Source organism: Halalkaliarchaeum sp. AArc-GB (genome assembly GCF_031432225.1).
GTDB lineage: Archaea > Halobacteriota > Halobacteria > Halobacteriales > Haloferacaceae > Halalkaliarchaeum.
This window is the reverse complement of sequence record NZ_JAVKGM010000001.1, coordinates 146,937-165,228: the sequence shown is the minus strand read 5'-3', so window position 1 is coordinate 165,228 and position 18,292 is coordinate 146,937. Positions and strand designations below refer to the sequence as shown.

General features: G+C 63.9%; 19 protein-coding genes, 1 tRNA gene and 1 pseudogene. 10 read left to right on the top strand and 11 right to left on the bottom strand.

The features are described 5' to 3' along the window. Positions 1–3: 3 nt before the first annotated feature. From RH858_RS00870 to RH858_RS00850, 5 genes are all read left to right on the top strand, one after another. Entirely contained in the window at positions 4–1,044 is a 1,041-nt protein-coding gene (locus tag RH858_RS00870; RefSeq protein WP_310560954.1) for a sulfite exporter TauE/SafE family protein, read from the top strand. Continuing rightward, positions 1,045–3,303, top strand: a complete 2,259-nt coding sequence (locus RH858_RS00865; RefSeq protein ID WP_310560953.1) for a universal stress protein — start codon at positions 1,045–1,047, stop codon at positions 3,301–3,303. Positions 3,304–3,395: 92 nt separating this feature from the next. Beyond that, the gene (locus tag RH858_RS00860) at positions 3,396–3,848 is read left to right on the top strand and encodes a TIGR00725 family protein (RefSeq protein ID WP_259533301.1); all 453 of its coding nucleotides are present in this window, start codon (positions 3,396–3,398) and stop codon (positions 3,846–3,848) included. Positions 3,849–3,908: 60 nt separating this feature from the next. After that, entirely contained in the window at positions 3,909–4,622 is a 714-nt protein-coding gene (locus RH858_RS00855) for a hypothetical protein (protein ID WP_259533300.1), read from the top strand. Positions 4,623–4,694: 72 nt separating this feature from the next. Beyond that, entirely contained in the window at positions 4,695–5,015 is a 321-nt protein-coding gene (locus RH858_RS00850) for a hypothetical protein (RefSeq protein ID WP_259533299.1), read from the top strand. A gap of 16 nt (positions 5,016–5,031) precedes the next feature. On the opposite strand, the gene aglJ is transcribed toward RH858_RS00850, so the two are convergent. Together aglJ and aglF are read right to left on the bottom strand one after the other, a co-directional pair. Further along, on the bottom strand, positions 5,032–5,952 hold the full coding sequence (gene aglJ / locus RH858_RS00845) for an S-layer glycoprotein N-glycosyltransferase AglJ (protein ID WP_259533298.1): 921 nt from the start codon (positions 5,950–5,952) through the stop codon (positions 5,032–5,034). An 87-nt stretch (positions 5,953–6,039) separates the two neighbouring features. Further along, positions 6,040–6,825, bottom strand: a complete 786-nt coding sequence (gene aglF / locus RH858_RS00840; RefSeq protein WP_259533297.1) for a UTP--glucose-1-phosphate uridylyltransferase AglF — start codon at positions 6,823–6,825, stop codon at positions 6,040–6,042. Positions 6,826–7,000: 175 nt separating this feature from the next. On the opposite strand from aglF, the gene carB reads away from it, so the two are divergent. Continuing rightward, on the top strand, positions 7,001–10,267 hold the full coding sequence (gene carB, locus RH858_RS00835; protein WP_310560952.1) for a carbamoyl-phosphate synthase large subunit: 3,267 nt from the start codon (positions 7,001–7,003) through the stop codon (positions 10,265–10,267). A 1-nt stretch (position 10,268) separates the two neighbouring features. Here the strand turns inward: carB and RH858_RS00830 are convergent, their stop codons facing one another. Next, the gene (locus tag RH858_RS00830; RefSeq protein ID WP_259533295.1) at positions 10,269–10,778 is read right to left on the bottom strand and encodes a redoxin domain-containing protein; all 510 of its coding nucleotides are present in this window, start codon (positions 10,776–10,778) and stop codon (positions 10,269–10,271) included. After that, entirely contained in the window at positions 10,778–11,032 is a 255-nt protein-coding gene (locus tag RH858_RS00825; protein WP_259533294.1) for a glutathione S-transferase N-terminal domain-containing protein, read from the bottom strand. The genes RH858_RS00830 and RH858_RS00825 overlap by 1 nt, the downstream gene beginning before the upstream one ends. 224 nt (positions 11,033–11,256) lie before the next feature. Between RH858_RS00825 and RH858_RS00820 the strand changes: the two genes are divergently transcribed. Then, a complete protein-coding gene (locus RH858_RS00820) occupies positions 11,257–12,570 on the top strand; it encodes a hemolysin family protein (RefSeq protein WP_310560951.1) in 1,314 nt (437 codons plus the stop codon). A 51-nt stretch (positions 12,571–12,621) separates the two neighbouring features. On the opposite strand, the gene RH858_RS00815 is transcribed toward RH858_RS00820, so the two are convergent. From RH858_RS00815 to RH858_RS00805, 3 genes are all read right to left on the bottom strand, one after another. Further along, positions 12,622–13,818 carry an anion permease gene (locus RH858_RS00815; RefSeq protein ID WP_310560950.1) on the bottom strand — a complete coding sequence of 399 codons (1,197 nt, stop codon included), beginning with the start codon at positions 13,816–13,818 and terminating at the stop codon, positions 12,622–12,624. Positions 13,819–13,822: 4 nt separating this feature from the next. After that, complete coding sequence (locus RH858_RS00810; protein ID WP_310560949.1) at positions 13,823–13,957, bottom strand: hypothetical protein; 135 nt, start codon at positions 13,955–13,957, stop codon at positions 13,823–13,825. 72 nt (positions 13,958–14,029) lie between these two features. Continuing rightward, a complete protein-coding gene (locus RH858_RS00805; RefSeq protein WP_310560948.1) occupies positions 14,030–14,569 on the bottom strand; it encodes a DUF5813 family protein in 540 nt (179 codons plus the stop codon). A 132-nt stretch (positions 14,570–14,701) separates the two neighbouring features. Between RH858_RS00805 and RH858_RS00800 the strand changes: the two genes are divergently transcribed. Both RH858_RS00800 and RH858_RS00795 read left to right on the top strand, forming a co-directional pair. After that, positions 14,702–15,355: a hypothetical protein gene (locus RH858_RS00800; protein ID WP_259533289.1), complete on the top strand. Its 654-nt coding sequence runs from the start codon at positions 14,702–14,704 to the stop codon at positions 15,353–15,355. A 95-nt stretch (positions 15,356–15,450) separates the two neighbouring features. Further along, a tRNA-Arg gene (locus RH858_RS00795) sits at positions 15,451–15,523 on the top strand. Positions 15,524–15,869: 346 nt separating this feature from the next. Here the strand turns inward: RH858_RS00795 and RH858_RS00790 are convergent. Genes RH858_RS00790 through RH858_RS00780 form a run of 3 tightly spaced genes read right to left on the bottom strand, consistent with a single transcriptional unit; the run spans position 15,870 to position 16,649 of the window. Continuing rightward, positions 15,870–16,151, bottom strand: a complete 282-nt coding sequence (locus RH858_RS00790) for a type II toxin-antitoxin system RelE/ParE family toxin (protein WP_259533288.1) — start codon at positions 16,149–16,151, stop codon at positions 15,870–15,872. Beyond that, complete coding sequence (locus tag RH858_RS00785; RefSeq protein ID WP_259533287.1) at positions 16,148–16,426, bottom strand: ribbon-helix-helix domain-containing protein; 279 nt, start codon at positions 16,424–16,426, stop codon at positions 16,148–16,150. The genes RH858_RS00790 and RH858_RS00785 overlap by 4 nt, the downstream gene beginning before the upstream one ends. A 49-nt stretch (positions 16,427–16,475) precedes the next feature. Next, positions 16,476–16,649 (bottom strand): hypothetical protein, encoded by a 174-nt coding sequence (locus RH858_RS00780; RefSeq protein WP_310560947.1) that lies wholly within the window; start codon positions 16,647–16,649, stop codon positions 16,476–16,478. Positions 16,650–16,908: 259 nt separating this feature from the next. Here RH858_RS00780 and RH858_RS00775 point away from each other — a divergent pair. Continuing rightward, positions 16,909–17,046, top strand: a pseudogene (locus RH858_RS00775) (SWIM zinc finger domain-containing protein); the annotation flags it as partial. Positions 17,047–17,088: 42 nt separating this feature from the next. Here the strand turns inward: RH858_RS00775 and RH858_RS00770 are convergent. Next, complete coding sequence (locus RH858_RS00770) at positions 17,089–18,252, bottom strand: transposase (protein WP_310561130.1); 1,164 nt, start codon at positions 18,250–18,252, stop codon at positions 17,089–17,091. Between the last annotated feature and the right edge of the window lie 40 nt (positions 18,253–18,292).

Sequence of the window (18,292 nt, the reverse complement as noted above, 5' to 3'; positions counted from 1 at the left end):
TAAATGGAGCTACTCGGACTTACCCCAGAGCTGCTGGCACTGTTCGTTAGCTTCGGGTTCATGGTCGGGGTGTTCTTCGGGTTCTTCGGTATGGGGGGGTCGTTTCTGGTCACCCCCGCGCTGTTGATCCTGGGATACCCCGCGCCGGTGGCGATCGGTTCCAGCATGGCGTTCGTCTTCGGAACCGCCGTCATCGCGACGCTGAAACACCACGACGTCGGCGAAGTGGATTACAAACTCGGCGCCCTGATGTTCGTCGGGATCGCGCTGGGAATCGAGGCTGGAAAGATGGTCGTGCTGTTTCTCGATCAGCTCGGCCAGGCCGAACTCGTAGTCGGGATCGCCTACGTCCTGTTACTGGCCGCGATTGGGCTCATCTTCACCCGGAACGCTCTCAAGGAGAACGGGAAAACCGACGAATCCGACGACGGAGAGGCGACGACAGACGAAGACGACATCCCCGAGATCGCCAAGAAGATCAAGTCGTACAACATCCCCCCCATGGTGACGTTGACCGACGGCAGCAAGGCGTCAATGTGGACGATTTCGGGGGTCGGCGGGGGTGTCGGGGTCGTTTCGGGCTTTCTCGGTGTCGGCGGCGGGTTCATCCGCATGCCCGCGATCTACTACCTGATCGGGGTTTCGCTTACCGCGGCGGTCGGAACCAGCCTGTTCGGCGCGCTGATGTCCGGCGCCGTCGGCGCGTTCACCTACGGGCTCTCCGGCGTCATCGACCTGGGCGTCGTCACGGCGCTTCTGGTCGGCAGCGCGCTCGGAGCCCGGATCGGCTCGGCGTCGACAGCGTACGTCGACGAGGGCGACGTCACGATCTACTTCGGGATCATGCTGCTTCTGGCCAGCACCGCCGTCGCGTTCGGCGAACTCGCAACCTGGCTCGAGATGCCGATCCTCGATACGGTGAGTTTCGTCCTGCTGATCGGCTCGTCGGTGTTCGTTACGGTCGTGATCCTCTATTACGGCGGCGTGGCGTTGCGGGAACGGAAGGTGACGACGACGACGTCGACTCCACGGGGTGACGATTAGATGCCGACAGGGCTAAAACGTGATCTCGGACTGCCGGCAGTCGTCGCCATCAGCATCGGGGCGATGGTCGGTTCGGGGATTTTCATCCTGCCGGCACTGGCCTACGAAATCGCCGGTTCGACGGTAGTGCTGGCGTACCTGCTGGCGGGACTGCTCGTCGTGCCAGCGGCGTTCTCGAAATCCGAGATGGCGACGGCGATGCCCGAGGACGGCGGGACGTACGTTTATATCGAGCGGGGGATGGGACCACTCGTGGGAACGATCGCTGGCATCGGAACGTGGTTTTCCCTCTCGTTCAAGGGGGCACTGGCTCTCGTCGGGGGCGTTCCGTACCTCGTGTTCGCGCTCGGTCGCGACCTCTCTTCAGGGACGGTCACGGCAATCGCACTGGGGCTTGCCGTCGTGTTGATCCTGGTCAACCTGCTCGGTTCCGACGTCACCGGACGGTTCCAGGTCGCGATCGTCGCAGTGATGCTCGCGGCGATGACCTGGTTCGTCGCCGGTAGCGGGTTCGCCGTCGAGGGAAGCCGCCTTTCAGGAGCGCTCGATCCGGGCACGCCGGGACTGCTGGTGGCGACCGGTGCGGTCTTCGTCTCGTATGCGGGCGTCACGAAGATCGCAAGCGTCGCCGAGGAGATCGAAAACCCCTCCCGAAACATCCCTCTCGGAATGATGCTCTCGCTCGGGTTTACGACCCTCTTGTATGTGCTTCTCGTGGCGATCCTCGTAGGAGTGACGCCGGGGGACGTCCTCACGGCGACAGACGCGCCGGTCGCGGTCGCCGCTCAAGAAACGCTTGGCACCCTGGGCGTCGCCGCTGTCGTCGCGGCCGCGCTGCTTGCGCTCGTGAGCACGGCCAACGCCGGCGTGCTTTCCGCGTCCAGATACCCGTTCGCGATGGCCCGCGACGATCTCGTTCCCGCGGCCTTCGAGCGGCTCGACCCTCGATTCAACACTCCCTCCAGAGCCGTCACGCTTACCGGCGCCGTCATACTCGTGTTGATCGCGTTCGTGCCGATCCTCCAGATCGCGAAGCTCGCGTCAGCCTTTCAGATTCTGGTGTTCGTCCTCGTGAACCTGGCTGTCATCGGCTTCCGCGAAGGCGCCGTCGAGGGCTACGACCCAGATTTCGTCGCACCTTTGTATCCGTGGCTGCAGGTCGCCGGCATCGTCGGCGGTTTCGTGTTGTTGTTCACGATTGGAACGATCCCGCTCGTTGGCGCAGTGCTCATAACGGCCGGCTCGATGGTCTGGTACTACGTGTATGCCCGTTCCCGGATCGACCGCGAGGGAGTCGTGCGAACGAGCGCCCGCAAGAACGTCGGTGACCGGGCGATCGAAGAAACGGAAGCGCTGTTCGATTCGGAGGAGCCGTTCGACGTGCTCGTGGCGATCACCGAAGACACGTCGCCGGCGATGAAACGGGAGCTGGTCCGGACCGCGAGCGACATCGGTCGACTCCGGAAGACGGCCATTTCCGTCGTCGAGTTTGTCGATGTCCCCCAGCAGATGTTCGCCGAAACCCATCCGAGCGTCTCGAGAGAGAACCCCGAATGGTTGAACGCGGTGCGTGCAGACGGCGGAACGCCGGGAACCGATATCGACGTCCAGTACCGCCGGATCGAGTCGGAGCACTCCGCACAGTCGATGGTCGACTACGCCACATACGAGGATCACGACCTGCTCGTGATGGAGCGCGACAGGGCCGACTTCCACACGCGGCTGTTCGGCAAGGGATCCGACTGGATACTCGAAAACGCCCCCTGTGACGTGCTTTTAGTCGACGAAGGCCCGGATCCCGCGTCGAAAGACCGCCCCGGCGTGAACGACGCCTCGGAGGTGGCGGTGGTCGCGAACCGCGGGCCGTACGACCCCGTAAAGCTCCTTTTGGCCGACTCGATCGCCGAGGAGGCGGGCGCGGGGATCCACCTCCTGCAGGCGGTCCCAGCGGACGCCCCCGAAACCAGACGACAGACGATCGAGGCGTACCACGACCGGTTGATCTCGACGTTGACCGTTCCGACTCGGTCGACGGTGATCGAAACCGACGACGAGATCACGGGACTCACACGGTTCGTCGGCGACGCGGAGCTACTCGTCACCGGAGTGGACCGGACGGGCCTTACCGCCCGCCTGTTCGGACGGCCGGGTAACAGGCTCGTCGACTCAGTCGACGCGAACGCCGTGATGGTGAAAAGCCACGGCGATCGGAACCCCGGTTTGCTCCAGCGGTTCCTGATGGATCACGTCTTCGGGTGAGCGATCTGACGATCGGTCCGCACCAAGCCTGATGTTTTTTTTCGAGCCGACCGCGCGGTGGCTTTTTCCCGTCCCGGCCGGTCGAAGCAGATATGCGGGTGAGCGTGATCGGCGGGAGTTCGGTCTCCGATCGAACGGCAGCACGGGCGGAAGCGGTGGGACGGTTGCTGGCTGAGCGAGGCCACGTTGTCGTCTGTGGCGGGCTCGGCGGAGTGATGGAGGCGGTCTGTCGGGGAGCTCGCGAGGTCGGCGGCGAAACCATCGGTATCCTCCCGACCGACCGTCCCGAGGACGCAAACGACTACGTCGAAACCCCGATCGCAACGGGTCTTGGCCACGCACGGAACGCGCTCGTAGTGATGAACGGCGACGCGGTGATCGCGATCGACGGTGGCCCCGGTACCCTCTCGGAGATCGGCCTCGCCGGCGTTTTCGATCGGCCGATAGCCGGCCTGGATACCCACGACGTCAGCGACGTGACCGGAATCGAACCCGTGAACACCCCGGAAGCGGCGGTGACGTACGTCGAAGGGGCATTCGAGTGAGAGAGGTCGGCGAACCGGTCCCGAACAACGGTTAACATCACGGAAGCCCAACTGTGAGGCATGCCGATGAAAGGATCCGGGGCGGCCGACCTCGACGTCATCGACCAGTGGGACGGCGGCGTGGGATGGCTGGCGTATCCCGGGGAGACGATGCAGCGAGCGAGTCATGCGGTGGCGGTCGACGGGGAGGTGTGGGTGCTCGACCCGGTCGACGCAGACGGGGTCGACGAACTGCTCGGAGAGTACGGCGACGTTGCCGGCGTGGTCTGCTGTCTGGATCGGCACAAACGCGACTGCGGGACGATCGCGAATCGCCACGAGGTTCCCGTGTTCCTCCCCGAGTGGATGACCGGCGTTTCGGACGCGTTCGATGCGCCCACGCGCCGGTTCGGCAGGTCGCTCGCCGACACCGGGTTCCGGGCGATCCGGATCCGGAACTCGACGGTGCCGCCCTGGCAGGAAGTCGGGCTGTACGCCCCGCCGGGGGACGGTCCCGAGGAAGACCCGGTTGCAGGGACCCTATACGTTCCGGAGGCCGTCGGCACGTGTTCGTACTTCCGGACCGAACAGGAACGGCTGGGCGTTCATCCGATGCTCCGGCTGTTCCCGCCACGGGCTGTGCTCGAGGGGCTTCGTCCCGAGCGAATACTGGTCGGCCACGGCGAGGGCGTGATGGAGGACGCGCACCGTGAGCTCCGGGCAGCGTTAGACCGGTCCCGGAGCGAAACGCCTTCGCTGTACCTGAAAACGCTCAAAAGCGCGGTTTTCGGCTAAACGGGTGACAGAACACGGGAACTGACGGACAGTCGCCGGTGTTTTTTATTCGGACGGCGTAACCCGTCGTCGATGGCAGTGAGACCGCCCGGCGACGGATCGGACCCGGATCACATAGAGTTCGGTATCGCCGCACTTGCTGCGAGGCTCGAGGAGGCCGATCTCGAGTATCCAGCGACGGCCGACGAGATCTGTACCGCCGTAGACAACACCGACGTTCCGTACGACGGTTCGGGGAACACGCTCGAGCTTCGGGAGGGGCTGGCGGAGCTGGAAACCGAGCAGTTCGAATCCGAGGCACAGCTCCTCGAGGAGATCCACCCCGTGTTCGAGCGGCGCCGTCGTGCAGCCGGCGGGATTTTCGATCGGATCCGGGGGCTGCTTCCGTTCTAGCGCCGTCGCTTCGAGCTCAGTCGCTCTCGATTCGTTCGATCCGGTCGAGCTGTTCGCGGTGGAGCGTGAGGATCAGATCCGACAGCACCCCGAACATCAGAAGCTGGACGCCAAAGAGGATCCCGAACGCCGCCACGAGCGCGAGGACCTCGTGGCTGACGCCGACGACGAACCAGCGATACCCCACATACAGCCCGACGAACGCTCCAAACACCGTCGAGGAGAGTCCGACGGACCCGAAGTAGAAAAGCGGATTGTTGGTTTTCGCCCGTCGGTACAGCTCCAGGAAGATGATCCCCCCGTCACGGATCGGATGTAGGTTCGTCTTCGACCCGTCGGGACGCGGGAGATACGTGATCGGAACGGTGGCCACCTCGAGATCCCGTTTTGCACACTCGACGGAAAGCTGCGTTTCGATGCCGAAGCCGTCCGCAGTGACGTTCATTTCCCGGAACGACTGCCGCGTGAACGCGCGATAGCCCGAAAGGATGTCCCCGTACGATTGACCGTGAATTGCCGCAAACGATCGGTTGATCGTCCGGTTGCCGATCCGGTTGAGCCGCGTCATCGCGCCCTCCCGCATGTCGGCGAACCGGTCGCCGACGACGTGGTCGGCCTCCCCGGAGAAAAGCGGCTCGAGCATGGCGTGAGCGTCTTCCGGACGGTAGGTACCGTCGCCGTCGACCATCAACACGTACGGTGCCTCGACGTGTTCCTCGATCGCCTCCCGGACCGCCTGTCCTTTCCCGGTGCCCGACTGCTCGATCACGCGTGCGCCGGCCCCGCGGGCGAGTTCTCTGGTGTCGTCACTCGAACCGCCATCGATGACGAGAACCTCGTCGAACCCCTCCCCCCGGAACCCGGCGACGACGTCGCCGATCGTCTCGGCCTCATCGAGCGTCGGAACGAGAACACAGACGTCGTCGGTCGAACTCATCGTGAGGGTCGTCGCCGCACGGGCGTATATCTCTGTTCGTTCGCAGTGCGCCTTCGTTCGCAGTGTGCCGATCGTCTGGCGGGTAGATCACTCGCCGTCAGTAACTTCGACGGACTCTTCGCCGTCGGCGGCTGACTCCACCGACTCCGGCTCGACGCCGATCTCTCCGGTCAGTCGGCGCTCGGCCTCCTCCCGGTCCTCCGGGTAGCCGACGTCGATGCGCCAGCCGTCCATCCGGATCGCGTCGATCGTCCGCCCGCTCTCGATCAGCAGGTCGATGGCCTCGCTGATCTCGTACTCGCCACGGTTGGACGGCTGGACGAGGTGACACGCGTGGAAGATCGCCGGCGTGAACGTGTAAAAGCCGGTCATTACGAGGTTCGTTGGCGGCTCTTCGGGCTTTTCGATCACGTTCGTAATCTCCCCGTACTTGTTCGTGTCACACACCCCGTATCGGGAGGCCTCGTCGTACGGGACTTCCTCGACGAGGAACGCCGCGTCGGCGCGTTCCTCCCGCTGTCGGCTGACCACGTCACCGAGGTTCGCCCGGAAGACGTTGTCTCCGAGCATCAACATGAAGTCGTCCTCGACGTGTTCTTCCACCGTGAGCAGCGCGTGGGCGAGTCCGTTCTGCTCCCGCTGGTGGGTGTAGGTGATCGGAATCCCGCGGAACTCGTCGCCGTAGTGGCTGATGATGTCCTCCTTTCGATAGCCGACGACGACGACGAACTCGTCGGCGTCCAGGTCCGCGAGCTGTTCGAAACAGTGGGTCAAAAGGGGCTTGTCCGCGACTTCGACCATCCCCTTCGGTTTGTCGTCGGTAAGTGGGCGGAGGCGAGTCCCCTTCCCGGCGGCGAGTACGACAGCTTTCATAATTTTGACTCTCTCGATTCGGACACAAATACTTTCGCCTCTGCAGCGAGTTCCTCCACAGTTCGAGAGCAACCCCTGTGGCTCGATACCACATAGCTTACGATTTTCGAAAATTTGCTGCGAGAATCGTACTATATCGCCGACCTTATTACGATGAACACACTGTAGACTGGTGATGACCGACGAGAACTCCCCGGGTGAAACACACACGGGGTCAGACGACCGGACCATCCTGCTCATCGGCAGCGGACCGATCCAGATCGGACAGGCAGCGGAGTTCGACTACTCCGGCGCGCAGGCCTGTCGAGCGCTCCAGGAGGAGGGTGCCCGAGTCGTCCTCGTCAACTCCAACCCGGCGACGATCATGACCGATCCGGAGATGGCCGATCGGGTGTACATCGAGCCGATCACGACGGAGGCGATCGCGGAGATCATCCGGATCGAGGAGCCGGACGGGGTGATCGCCGGCCTGGGTGGACAGACTGGACTCAACGTCACCGCTGAACTCGCCGAGCAGGGCGTACTCGAGGAGTACGACGTCGAGATCATGGGAACGCCGCTGGACACGATCTACGCCACCGAAGACCGCGATCTCTTCCGCCAACGGATGGAACGGATCGGCCAGCCGGTTCCCCGCTCGACGACAATCTCCCTTTCGGAGGGTGAGTCGCTGACCGACTTCGACGAAGGGGCGCTGAGAGATCGCGTCGAGGCGGCCGTCGAGGCGGTCGGTGGGCTGCCCGTGATCGCCCGGACGACCTACACCCTCGGCGGCTCCGGCTCCGGTGTCGTCCACGAAATGGACGAACTGGTCGAGCGAGTCCGGAAGGGACTACGGCTCTCGCGCAACCACGAGGTGTTGATTACCGAGTCGATCGCCGGCTGGGTCGAACTGGAGTACGAGGTGATGCGCGACGCCGGCGACTCGTGTATCATCATCTGCAACATGGAGAACATCGACCCGATGGGGATCCACACCGGCGAATCGGTCGTTGTCACACCCTCGCAGGTGATCCCCGACAGGGGCCACCAGGAGATGCGCGACGCCGCACTCGAGGTGATCCGCGAGCTGGGGATCCAGGGCGGCTGTAACATCCAGTTCGCCTGGCGCGACGACGGCACGCCCGGCGGGGAGTACCGCGTCGTCGAGGTGAACCCCCGGGTCTCTCGGTCGTCGGCGCTCGCGTCGAAGGCGACCGGCTACCCGATCGCCCGCGTGACCGCGAAGGTCGCGCTCGGCAAGCGGCTCCACGAGATCGAAAACGAGATCACCGGCGAGACGACCGCCGCCTTCGAGCCCGCAATCGACTACGTGGTCACGAAGGTTCCGCGCTGGCCCAAAGACAAGTTCGACGACGTCGAGTTCGACCTCGGGACCGCGATGAAGTCGACCGGCGAGGCGATGGCGATCGGCCGGACGTTCGAGGAGTCACTTTTGAAGGCGTTGCGCTCCTCGGAGTACGACCCGGCAGTCGATTGGGCGGACGTGAGCGACGTCGAACTGGAGCAGGAGCACCTGGAAACGCCCACGCCGGACCGTCCGTACGCGATCTTCGAGGCGTTCGAGCGGGGGTACACCGTGGACGATTTGGTGGAGCTGACCGGCATCAAAGAGTGGTATCTCGAGCGGTTCGAGCGCGTCGCCGACGCCGCCGAGCGCGCCCAGGACGGAGAGTTCACGCCGGCGGCAACCGCCGGCTACACCGACGCCGAAGTCGCCGCAATCGCGGGTGCGGACGTCGGCGACGTCGAATCGTCGGTCCCCGACAGGGCGTTCAAGCAGGTGGACACCTGTGCGGGCGAGTTCGAAGCGTCCACGCCGTACTACTACTCCTCGCGTCTGCCCGAATTTCTCGCGGGCGGTGGAAGCGACGACACCACGACCGGAACAGACGAGCTCCAGGTCGACCGGGACGCCGAAAGCGTCGTCGTGGTCGGGGGCGGGCCGATCCGGATCGGACAGGGCGTGGAGTTCGACTACTGTGCCGTCCACGCGGTGACTGGGCTGCGGGAGCTGGGAATCGACGCCCACGTGGTCAACAACAACCCGGAGACGGTGTCGACCGACTACGACACCTCGGATGGGCTGTTCTTCGAGCCGATCAGCCCCGAGGAGGTCGCCGACGTCGTCGAGGCGACCGGCGCCGACGGCGCGATGGTGCAGTTCGGCGGGCAAACGTCTGTCAACGTCGGGGCGCCCCTGGAGGCGGAACTCGAGCGTCGCGGGCTCGACTGTGAGATCATGGGCACCGGCGTCGAGGCGATGGACCTCGCGGAGGACCGCGACCGCTTCAACGTGCTGATGGACGAGCTCGGGATCGCCCAGCCGGAGGGGGGCACCGCGACGAGCAGGGAGGGCGCCCTCGAGCTGGCCCGCGAGATCGGCTATCCGGTGTTGGTGCGCCCCTCCTACGTGCTGGGCGGTCGGGCGATGCGAGTCGTGCGCGACGACGCCGAACTCGAGGCGTACATCGACGAAGCGGTTCGGGTGTCGCCCGACAAGCCGATCCTCGTCGACGACTTCCTCGAGAACGCGATCGAGCTGGACGTCGACGCGGTCTCGGACGGCGAGCACGTGCTGATCGGCGGGATCATGGAGCACGTCGAGTCGGCTGGCGTCCACTCGGGCGACTCCGCCTGCGTCATCCCGCCCCGGTCGCTGGATTCGGCGACGCTGAGTCGCGTCCGCGAGGTCACAGAAGAGATCGCCCGCGCGCTGTCGACGGTCGGGCTGTTGAACGTCCAGCTCGCGGTGACCGGGGTCGAGGACCCGGCCGCGGAACCGACGGTGTACGTGCTGGAGGCGAATCCCCGCTCCTCGCGGACCGTCCCGTTCGTCTCGAAGGCGACCGGCGTCCCGATCGCCAAGCTCGCCGCGAAAGTGATGGCCGGTCGATCGCTGTCGGAGCTCGAGGCCGAAGAACGGATTCCCGAGCACCACAGCGTCAAGGAGGTCGTGCTCCCGTTCGACCGCCTGCCGGGATCGGATCCCCGCCTCGGCCCGGAGATGAAGTCCACCGGCGAGGTGATGGGTACCGCCCGGTCGTTCGGCAAGGCCTACGACAAGGCGCAGTCGGCCGCCGGCGCGGGGATCCCCAGGTCCGGGACGGCGGTGGTCGACCTGTCGGCCCCCTCGGTGCTCGGAACCGAAACGGACCCGGAGACGGAATCGGCGCTCCGGGAAGGGTTCGCCGAGCGGTTCCATCTCGCGGAGTACGACGACGAGACGGCGCTTTTGGACGCCTTGCGGGCCGGCGAGATCGATCTTCTGGTCTCCCGGGACCGCGAGGCGCTTTCGGTCGCCGTCGAGGAAGATGTCCCGTACTGTTCGACGATCGCGAGCGCCCGGGCGACACTTGAGGCGCTCGTACACGCAGAGGAACCGCTGGACGTGATGGCGGTCTCCGACCGTCCGCGTCGGGTTGGCGAGTGGGGGCGGTAGGTCACTCGGTCCGAGCGAGCTGTCGTTGGATCTCGTCGTAATCGGGGAACTCGGGCCACTCCGAGGCCACCCAGACGTATTCGATGGTTCGGTCGGCGGCGAGCAAGAACACCGCCGGCCGCGGTTCTTCGATGCCGGCCATTCCGTCGAGCTCGTGGGCGATCCCGTACGCTTCGGCGACGCCGTTTCCCGGATCCGAAAACAACCGCGAGTCGATTCCACGGGCTGCGATGAACGACTTGTGCTCGTAGGGCGTCGAAATGGAGACGCCCACGACGGTCGCCGTTGTTTCCCAACCCCGATCGCGGATCTCGTTGTACAGATACGTCGCCGGGAACGAGCCGTCCATCGGATGAAAGACCAGAAGCGTCGGCTCCGGCCCGACCACCTCGGACAGCGACGTGTCTTCCCAGTACTCGTCGTTCACCAGCGGCCTGGTGAAGTCGGGGGCCGTCTCCCCTTCCGCCGGATGATCTGCCGGCGGGAGTTCGACGACGTCGAACTCGACCATCAGTTCTCCCCGTACGTTCGCTGGAGGTACTCGACGATGTTTCCGCTCTCGGACATCGTGACCCCCGTTTTCTCGTCTACGATCACCGGGACGCTCCGTTTCCCGGAGACGCGTTTTACCACGTTCCGGTCGGAGTGCATCGGTTCGACGAACCGAGACTGGTAGGAGACTCCGAGTTCCTCGAGGAGCCGCACGACGCGTTCGCAGTACGGGCACGCCTGAAGTCGATATACGGTGATGTCGGCCGAAGTCATGGCCGATCTGTCGGGTTGCATCCGGGTAACGGCTTCGACTGCGGAATTCAGCATCTTTCGAGTCGTGGGTTTCCCGCCGCAGCCGCTGTGTCGACGAGAACGTTCCGGGTGCGGAGGGCAATCCTTAATTTTCCCGCCCGGGAAGGGCTAACGGTATGGGCTTGTCGCTGCCGACTTCGTTTGCGCCTGCAGTGGTTGGTGATTCACCGGCCGTCCTCCAGCTAATGGGATCGGACCCGACCACGATAACGATCCTGGGCAGCATCGCGATCCTGGTGTTGCTCGGGCTGTCCGCCTTCTTCTCGTCTTCGGAAATCGCGATGTTCTCGCTCCCTCGTCACCGGGTCGACACGCTCGTCAACGAGGGTGTCAAAGGGGCAAAGACGGTCCAGCACCTCAAGGACAACCCCCACAGACTGCTGGTGACGATCCTCGTGGGCAACAACATCGTCAACATCGCGATGTCCGCGATCGCGACGACACTTTTCGCGATCTACATGAGTGAGGGACAAGCCGTGCTGGCGACGACGTTCGGTATCACAGCGCTGGTGTTGCTGTTCGCGGAGACCGCGCCGAAGTCGTACGCGGTTGAGCACACCGAATCGTGGGCGCTGCGGATCTCTCGGCCTCTCAAGTACTCCGAGTACGTGCTGTTGCCGCTGGTGATTGTCTTCGATCACCTCACGCAGGCGATCAACAGGATCACCGGCGGGCGGGCCGCGATCGAGTCGACGTACATCACTCGCGACGAGATCCAGGACCTCATCGAGACCGGGGAGCGCGAAGGCGTCATCGAGGAAGAGGAACGGGAGATGCTCGACCGGATCTTCCGGTTCAACAACACCATCGCGAAGGAGGTGATGACGCCGCGACTCGACGTGACTGCCGTACCACGGGACGCGACGGTCGAGGAGGCGATCGAGACGTGCATCCAGTCCGACCACGAGCGCGTGCCGGTGTATGAGGGGAACCTCGACAACATCGTCGGCATCGTCACCGTCCGCGACCTGGTCAGGGAGCAGCGATACAGCGAGGGCGAACCCTCGCTCACGCGGGTCGTGAAGCCGACACTGCACGTCCCCGAAAGCAAGAACGCCGACGAACTGCTCGAGGAGATGCAGGACAACCGGCTCCAGATGGTGATCGTCATCGACGAGTTCGGGACCACCGAGGGATTGATCACACTCGAGGACATGGTCGAGGAGATCGTCGGGGACATCCTCGAGGGCGACGAGGAGGAGCCGATCGAGTTCGTCGACGACGACGAGGCGCTGGTTCGCGGCGAGGTGAACATCGACGAGGTGAACGAGGCACTCGAGCTGGAGATCCCCGAAGGCGAGGAGTTCGAGACGCTCGCGGGCTTTATCTTCAATCGGGTGGGACGGCTGGTCGAAGAGAGCGAGGAGATCGAGTACGACGGGATCACGATCCGGATCGAGGAGGTCGACAACACCCGGATCAAACTCGCCCGGATAACCATCCACGAGCGGCCGAGCGACGATGACGAGGAGGACGCGACCGTGGAAGTCGAAGACTAGCACCGCCGTGGCATTCAGATCTGTTCGATAAGTTCGTGCCGAGCAAGCGAACTATGCGAAGATCAGTTCGGCTACCGAAAAGATCCCGAATCCGAGCGCGAGCGCGAGCGCGAGCGAGCCGACCCACGCGAGGACGGTGTACCCCATCTTCCGGCGCGACACGCCGGCCTGGCCGGCAGCGTAGCCGGCGCCGACGATCGCCGAGACGATAATCTCGTTGAACGAGACCGGAATGCCGAACGCGACGGCGGTCTGGGCGATCGCAAACGACGGGATCAACGCCGCAATCGACCGACGCGGCCCCATCGAGGCATAGTCCTGGGCGATCGCTTTGATCATCCGCGGGGCGCCGGTCCAGGAGCCGAGCAGCAGGCCGAACCCACCCCCGAACAAAAGCGCCCAGAGGGGAACCCCGCTGCCGTCGAACAGCGGCACGAGCGGGCCGATGGCGAGCCCGACCTGCGATCCGCCGGCCGAGAATGCGACGAGTCCCCCCATCACGAGGAGGAACCGACGCTGTCCACCCACGAAATCGCGTCGAAGATCCGCACCGAGGAGTCCCGCCGCAAGCAGGGCGACCCCGAGCGTCGCCGCCGGCACGCCGAGGTCGATCCCCGCGGCGCTCGGCAGCGAGACCGACGCCGCGAGTGTCTCGGCGATCGAGCCGTCCTCGCCCGCCGGCCCGAGCACGGCGAAGCCAACGTTGGCCAGAACGGCGCCGACGACGCCGGCGAGGCCGGCCGTCACCCGACGTTCGTCGAGCCACTCGGCGTCGAGCAGCTTGACGGTGCCATAGGCGACCCCGCCGCCGACGAAGGGGGTGAGGATCCACAGCGCAAGGATCTCGGTGTACTTCGCCCAGGCGGGGTCGCCACCGAGTGCGAGCCCGACACCGACGACCGCGCCGGTGACGGTGAAGGCGGTGGCGATCGGGTAGCCGCTGAACACGCCGACGGCGACCAGTGTGGCCGCGACGACGAGTGCGACGATCGCAGCGGTTGCGGTGAGGGTAACTCCGCCGATCAGCTCCGTACCCACCGCCTCGGTCACGTTCGCCCCCTGGAGGACGGCGCCGAGAAAGCCGAGCACGCCCACGACCAGCCCGGCCCGGAGGACCGAGATCGCGTTCGCTCCGACCGCCGGCGCGAACGGCGTCGACCCCGAGGAGCCGGCGCCGATCGCCCACGCCATAAAGAGGCTCGCGATCCCGGCGATCAGGAAGGTCGCGGCTGCTTCGATCCCTATCATCAGGTCACCGTTGCTGACCGTCGCGGTAGCCCTCCCGGAGCCCCATCAGCGTCCGGCGGACCAGGAGGTATCCGAAGAAGAACAACCCCAGCAGGAACAAAAGCAGGAGAATAAAGACCAGATCCAGATCGGTTATCATACCCGGCGATATCGTGGCCGACGGCAAAGGCGTTTCGCCACGGTTGCCCGTGCGAACACGACGAGGATCCGGTTACTCGGCGGGATAGGACGTCTCGTCGCTTCCACCCGTCGCGTGCGCGTCCGAGAGGATCTCGGAGACTGGCGGTTCGTAGTCGTAGCCGGGGATGATCCCCTGGACGTAGGTTCCCTCGACGTAGTCAGCGATCGCGGCGGCGTCGCCGACGCCCCGACGGACGTTCCGATCTTCAAGACTCGCTTCCACGACGGCGATCCGGGTTTCCTCGTCGTCGATCGACCGCCGAACCGACGGGGAGACGTCGCGGTCGGCTTTCAGGACGCCGCCGACGTCTGCAACGCGGAGTTCGAACGTCTCGTACCAGCCGTCCTCGACGACGTCGGCCACGTGATCGCCGGTGACCTCGTCGAGCATCGGCACCCGGACTGTCAGGTGAAAGGTGACCACGGCGTCCTCGCCCGTCCCGGACGCGGTAGGTTCGACGGTCGCCTCGAAGGGGGTCGTCGTGTACCGGAACTGGCGGGGGTCCGGCGTCGGTTCGAACGCGGAGTGGTCGCGGAACGCGCGTCGGACGCGTTCGGGGAGTTCGTTCATGTCCCGTTTCAGGAGATGGGACGGCAAAAGCGTCGCGTTCGGCCTCGACTGACGTCAGCCACAGCGTCATCGATCGTTGCGACGCTTGCCTCTCGCGAGACGTTTTACTGTCTGGATCCCCTGGCTGTGCCAATGACCGACAGGGAAGCCGATCGCGAGGAGCCGGTCGGGGAGCCGGTCGTGCGCTCGGACCCGGCCGTCACCGGCGAGCGAGCCGCGGAGGCGGTCGGGTTCGATCCGGACGATCCGGACGACCTGGCGGCGGCCGCGCGCACCGTCCGGGAGTTCGCGAACGACGCCATCGGCGACGACCACGTGTTGATGCTCCGGGGGGCGGCAGCCTGTGCGGCGCTCGTTCGCGGGCTGGACTCCTACACGGCGGCGGCCGAGCGTGCCGGCGATGAGGTGTCGGTGGCGTTCATCCGGAAGTGGGCCCGGGTGCACGCGCTCCCGCAGTCGATCCGGCGGCACGTCGCCCGCGGGGAGATCGCTCCCAGCGCGGCCAAACACGTCGCCCGGGTGTCCGGGGAGGCGCGGTACCTGCTTGCGTTTGCGATCCTCGATGGCGGACTCACCGTCAGGGAAGTCCGGGCGATCGCCTCGGAGGTGAACGACGGGCGGCCGATCGCGGAGGTGCTCCGGGAACGGGACGTCACGCTCGGCGAGGTTAGGGTGACGCTACCGGAGGACACGTACGTGGAGCTCAGGCGGCGGGCGTCGATGGAGGACACTGACCCCGACGAGATCCTTGTGGAGGCTCTCTCCGCGTACTTCGACGGGGAGTGACCGTCGGTTTTCTCGGGTGGGGATCGCGGTTCCGTCAGGCGACTGTCGGAGCGAGTCAGAAGCGTTAAACGCACGGCGGTGATATCGCGGCGTGAGGGCGCGTAGCTCAGCGGACAGAGCACTTGGTTCCGGACCAAGATGCCGCGGGTTCAAATCCCGTCGCGCCCGCTTTCTGTCCGAACGAAGTGAGGACGAAAGCGGTATCCAGGGATTTGAACCCTACCAGTCGCGCGCAGCGAAGCGAGCACGTCTGGTTCTGGTTCAAATCCCGTCGCGCCCGTTCGTTCGCTTTTCGAGGTCTCACTCCGTTCGACCTCGCAGCTCACTCACGGGCGCGACTTACCCCCGTTCGCTTTCCGAGGGGCTCCCGGTGGTCGCCCCTCGCCCCGCTCACGGGGATCCCGTCGCGCCCGTAGCAGCCTAATCGCCGTACAGCGTCGGGGTGTTACTGTTTTTGCGAGGTTGAGCGTTGCGCTACGTGACGAACGCAAAATAAACGTGGGCGAAACCGAACTCAATCGTCGCCTCTGTACGCGTTGCCTCCCCGTTTTCTGATCGCGACCACGTACAGTACTCGTTGGTCACGATCAGCGCGGCAGCCGAGCCGGAACTGTCCGACCCGAAGCTTCTGATGTGGGGCTCCCGCAAGCGGTTCGAGGTGGTCCGTTGGCTCCCGCCATTGATCGGTGACAACTTCCTCAAGCTTGGAGATGATCCGATCGCGAGCGTATTCGTCGAGTGCGTCGAATTGTCGCTTCGACCGATCAGTGAGCTGCCAGTCCCACTCCTCGCTCATCGCTCGTTTGCATCGTCACGACCGTACTCCGCTTTGATCTCCTCGCTGGAGTGTGTTCGGCCCTCTTGAATGTCGACCTCGCTCGCAGCGATCGCCTTGAGATCCGCACGGTTGAACTCGGGATGCTTGACCGCGTCACGAAGGACGTCGCGGACGAACTCGCTACGGCTGTTGTATCCGAGGTCTTCCCACGTTGCGTCGACATCGGAGAGAAACGTCTCCGTGATTCGGATGTTGACAGTCGTTTTTTCAGGCGGTGAACTAGCTTCGGACATACAGCTGTGTTGAAATTGTGTAGCAATAACGATTACGGGAGCATAGAGATTACCGATGCATCTTCGTTACTGCACAATTATTCAGTTCTTCCTCACCACACCAGCGTATGAAGTGACCGAGGCGGGAGCTGTGCGAGTACAGCGTCGCCTTCGACACCTCGGTCTCGCGGTCGGCGAGGTACAGTTCTACTCCGGTTTCCGGGTTGAGTGGTTCGAGCCTCATCGCTCTTGGTTCGCGAACCACGTTCTGGCCCCGATCTGAACTGTCCGAAATCAGGCGGCACAGGCCTGAAAGGACGATTCGTTACCGGCGGTAACGCGCGCCCGTACTAGGTTAATCGCCATACAGCATCGGGATAACGCTGTTTTTTGAGAGGTTGACCGTTACGATGCGGAACGAAAGCGAGAGTGATCCGAGTGACACGAAAGAACTGTACGACGCATCGATTTTTCGGGTTCGCGACGGAATATCTCTCCTGTACATGGACGTGACCGTGGACGACGTTCGCGAACTCTGTACGGACGCGGTCTATGAGCGCGGCGAGAACTACCTCGCAGAGGGCCGGATCAGGGAAATTCATCGCGTCAACAGTACCGTGACAGCCGTGTTGACATCCTCCCCGCGCTGAAGCGCAAGGATTCCCACGGTGGGATATTAGGGTTTACGGGACGACCTGTTCTTGTGGGGCTACTCGCCCCGTGGATGTGTCGAACAGGCGTACCGATGGCTGTGCCAAACAGCCGTTACTCCTATCCTCTCCAGGATTTGGAGTTACCGTCGCTCGCATATTCTCCGCCCCGTTTAAATCGCTATTGGCGACCAGACCACACTCCTCACAGACGTACAGCCCACGTTCAACACGGTTTGAGTCGGCTACCGTCCCACACTGACAACACGTTTTCGACGTTTTCAATCCCGCTTCATCGACCCGCTCTACGTCGATCCCGCGCTCTTCGGCCTTGTACTCGATGTGACTGAGAAGCGTCTCGAACGCCCAGTCGTGCAACCGTTTGTTGCCGTGGCGTCCCCAGTCTGTATCAGCACGAATCTCTTTTGGATGCCCAACTGCGATCGTACCGACGCCGTGTTGCACACACTGGGCTACAATGTCTTTCGACAGTGCGTGCAGGAAGTGGTCTTGTCGCCGTGATTTCTTCCGGCGGGCCCACTGTGCTTTCTGGCTGGGGCCGTTCTCGCCTTCCGTATCGTACTCTTCGTGTCGGAAGTAGTGCGCGTCTTCTTTCAGGGCATTCCCTGGATACAGCAGCGTCTCGTCTCCAAGCGAGACTGCGGCTGTGTTGCAGATGCCGAGGTCGATCCCTGCTGTCTTCTCACCGGGTGTCTCCGGTGAGTCAACCCGCATCTTGCAGACGAAATGCAGTTCCCACCGCTGGCCGTTCCAGACCGCACGCACAGTCTGGACGCTTTCGGCATCAGCCAGCGTCCGGTCTGTCTGTGGCGTGTATTCACAGAGAATGTAGTCAGCGGCGTACCGCGACTCTTTCATATTCGTCCCCTTGGAGAGCCGAACACGGTCGTATTGCGTGTCGAGTTTGAAGCCCTGATTTTTCCACGTCACCGTTGAGCGTGGATGTTCATCGCCATGCTTGCGGTAGCCGGGCGGATTCGCGTCGGGGTCATCCTGTTCGTACCATGATGTGAACGCTTCACCGAGTTCTTGAAGAACTCGCTGACTGGATTGAGAGTGCAAATCCGCGTAGCGGTCGTGGTATTTGAGATACGAACACAACTCGTCGGCGTCTGGAATGTCGTTACTTCCCAAACGAGTCGAGAGAGTGCTGCCTGAACGCCACGAAACAGTCACTTTCTGTATGATTAGGCTTTCAAGCTCGGTTGCTACCGCA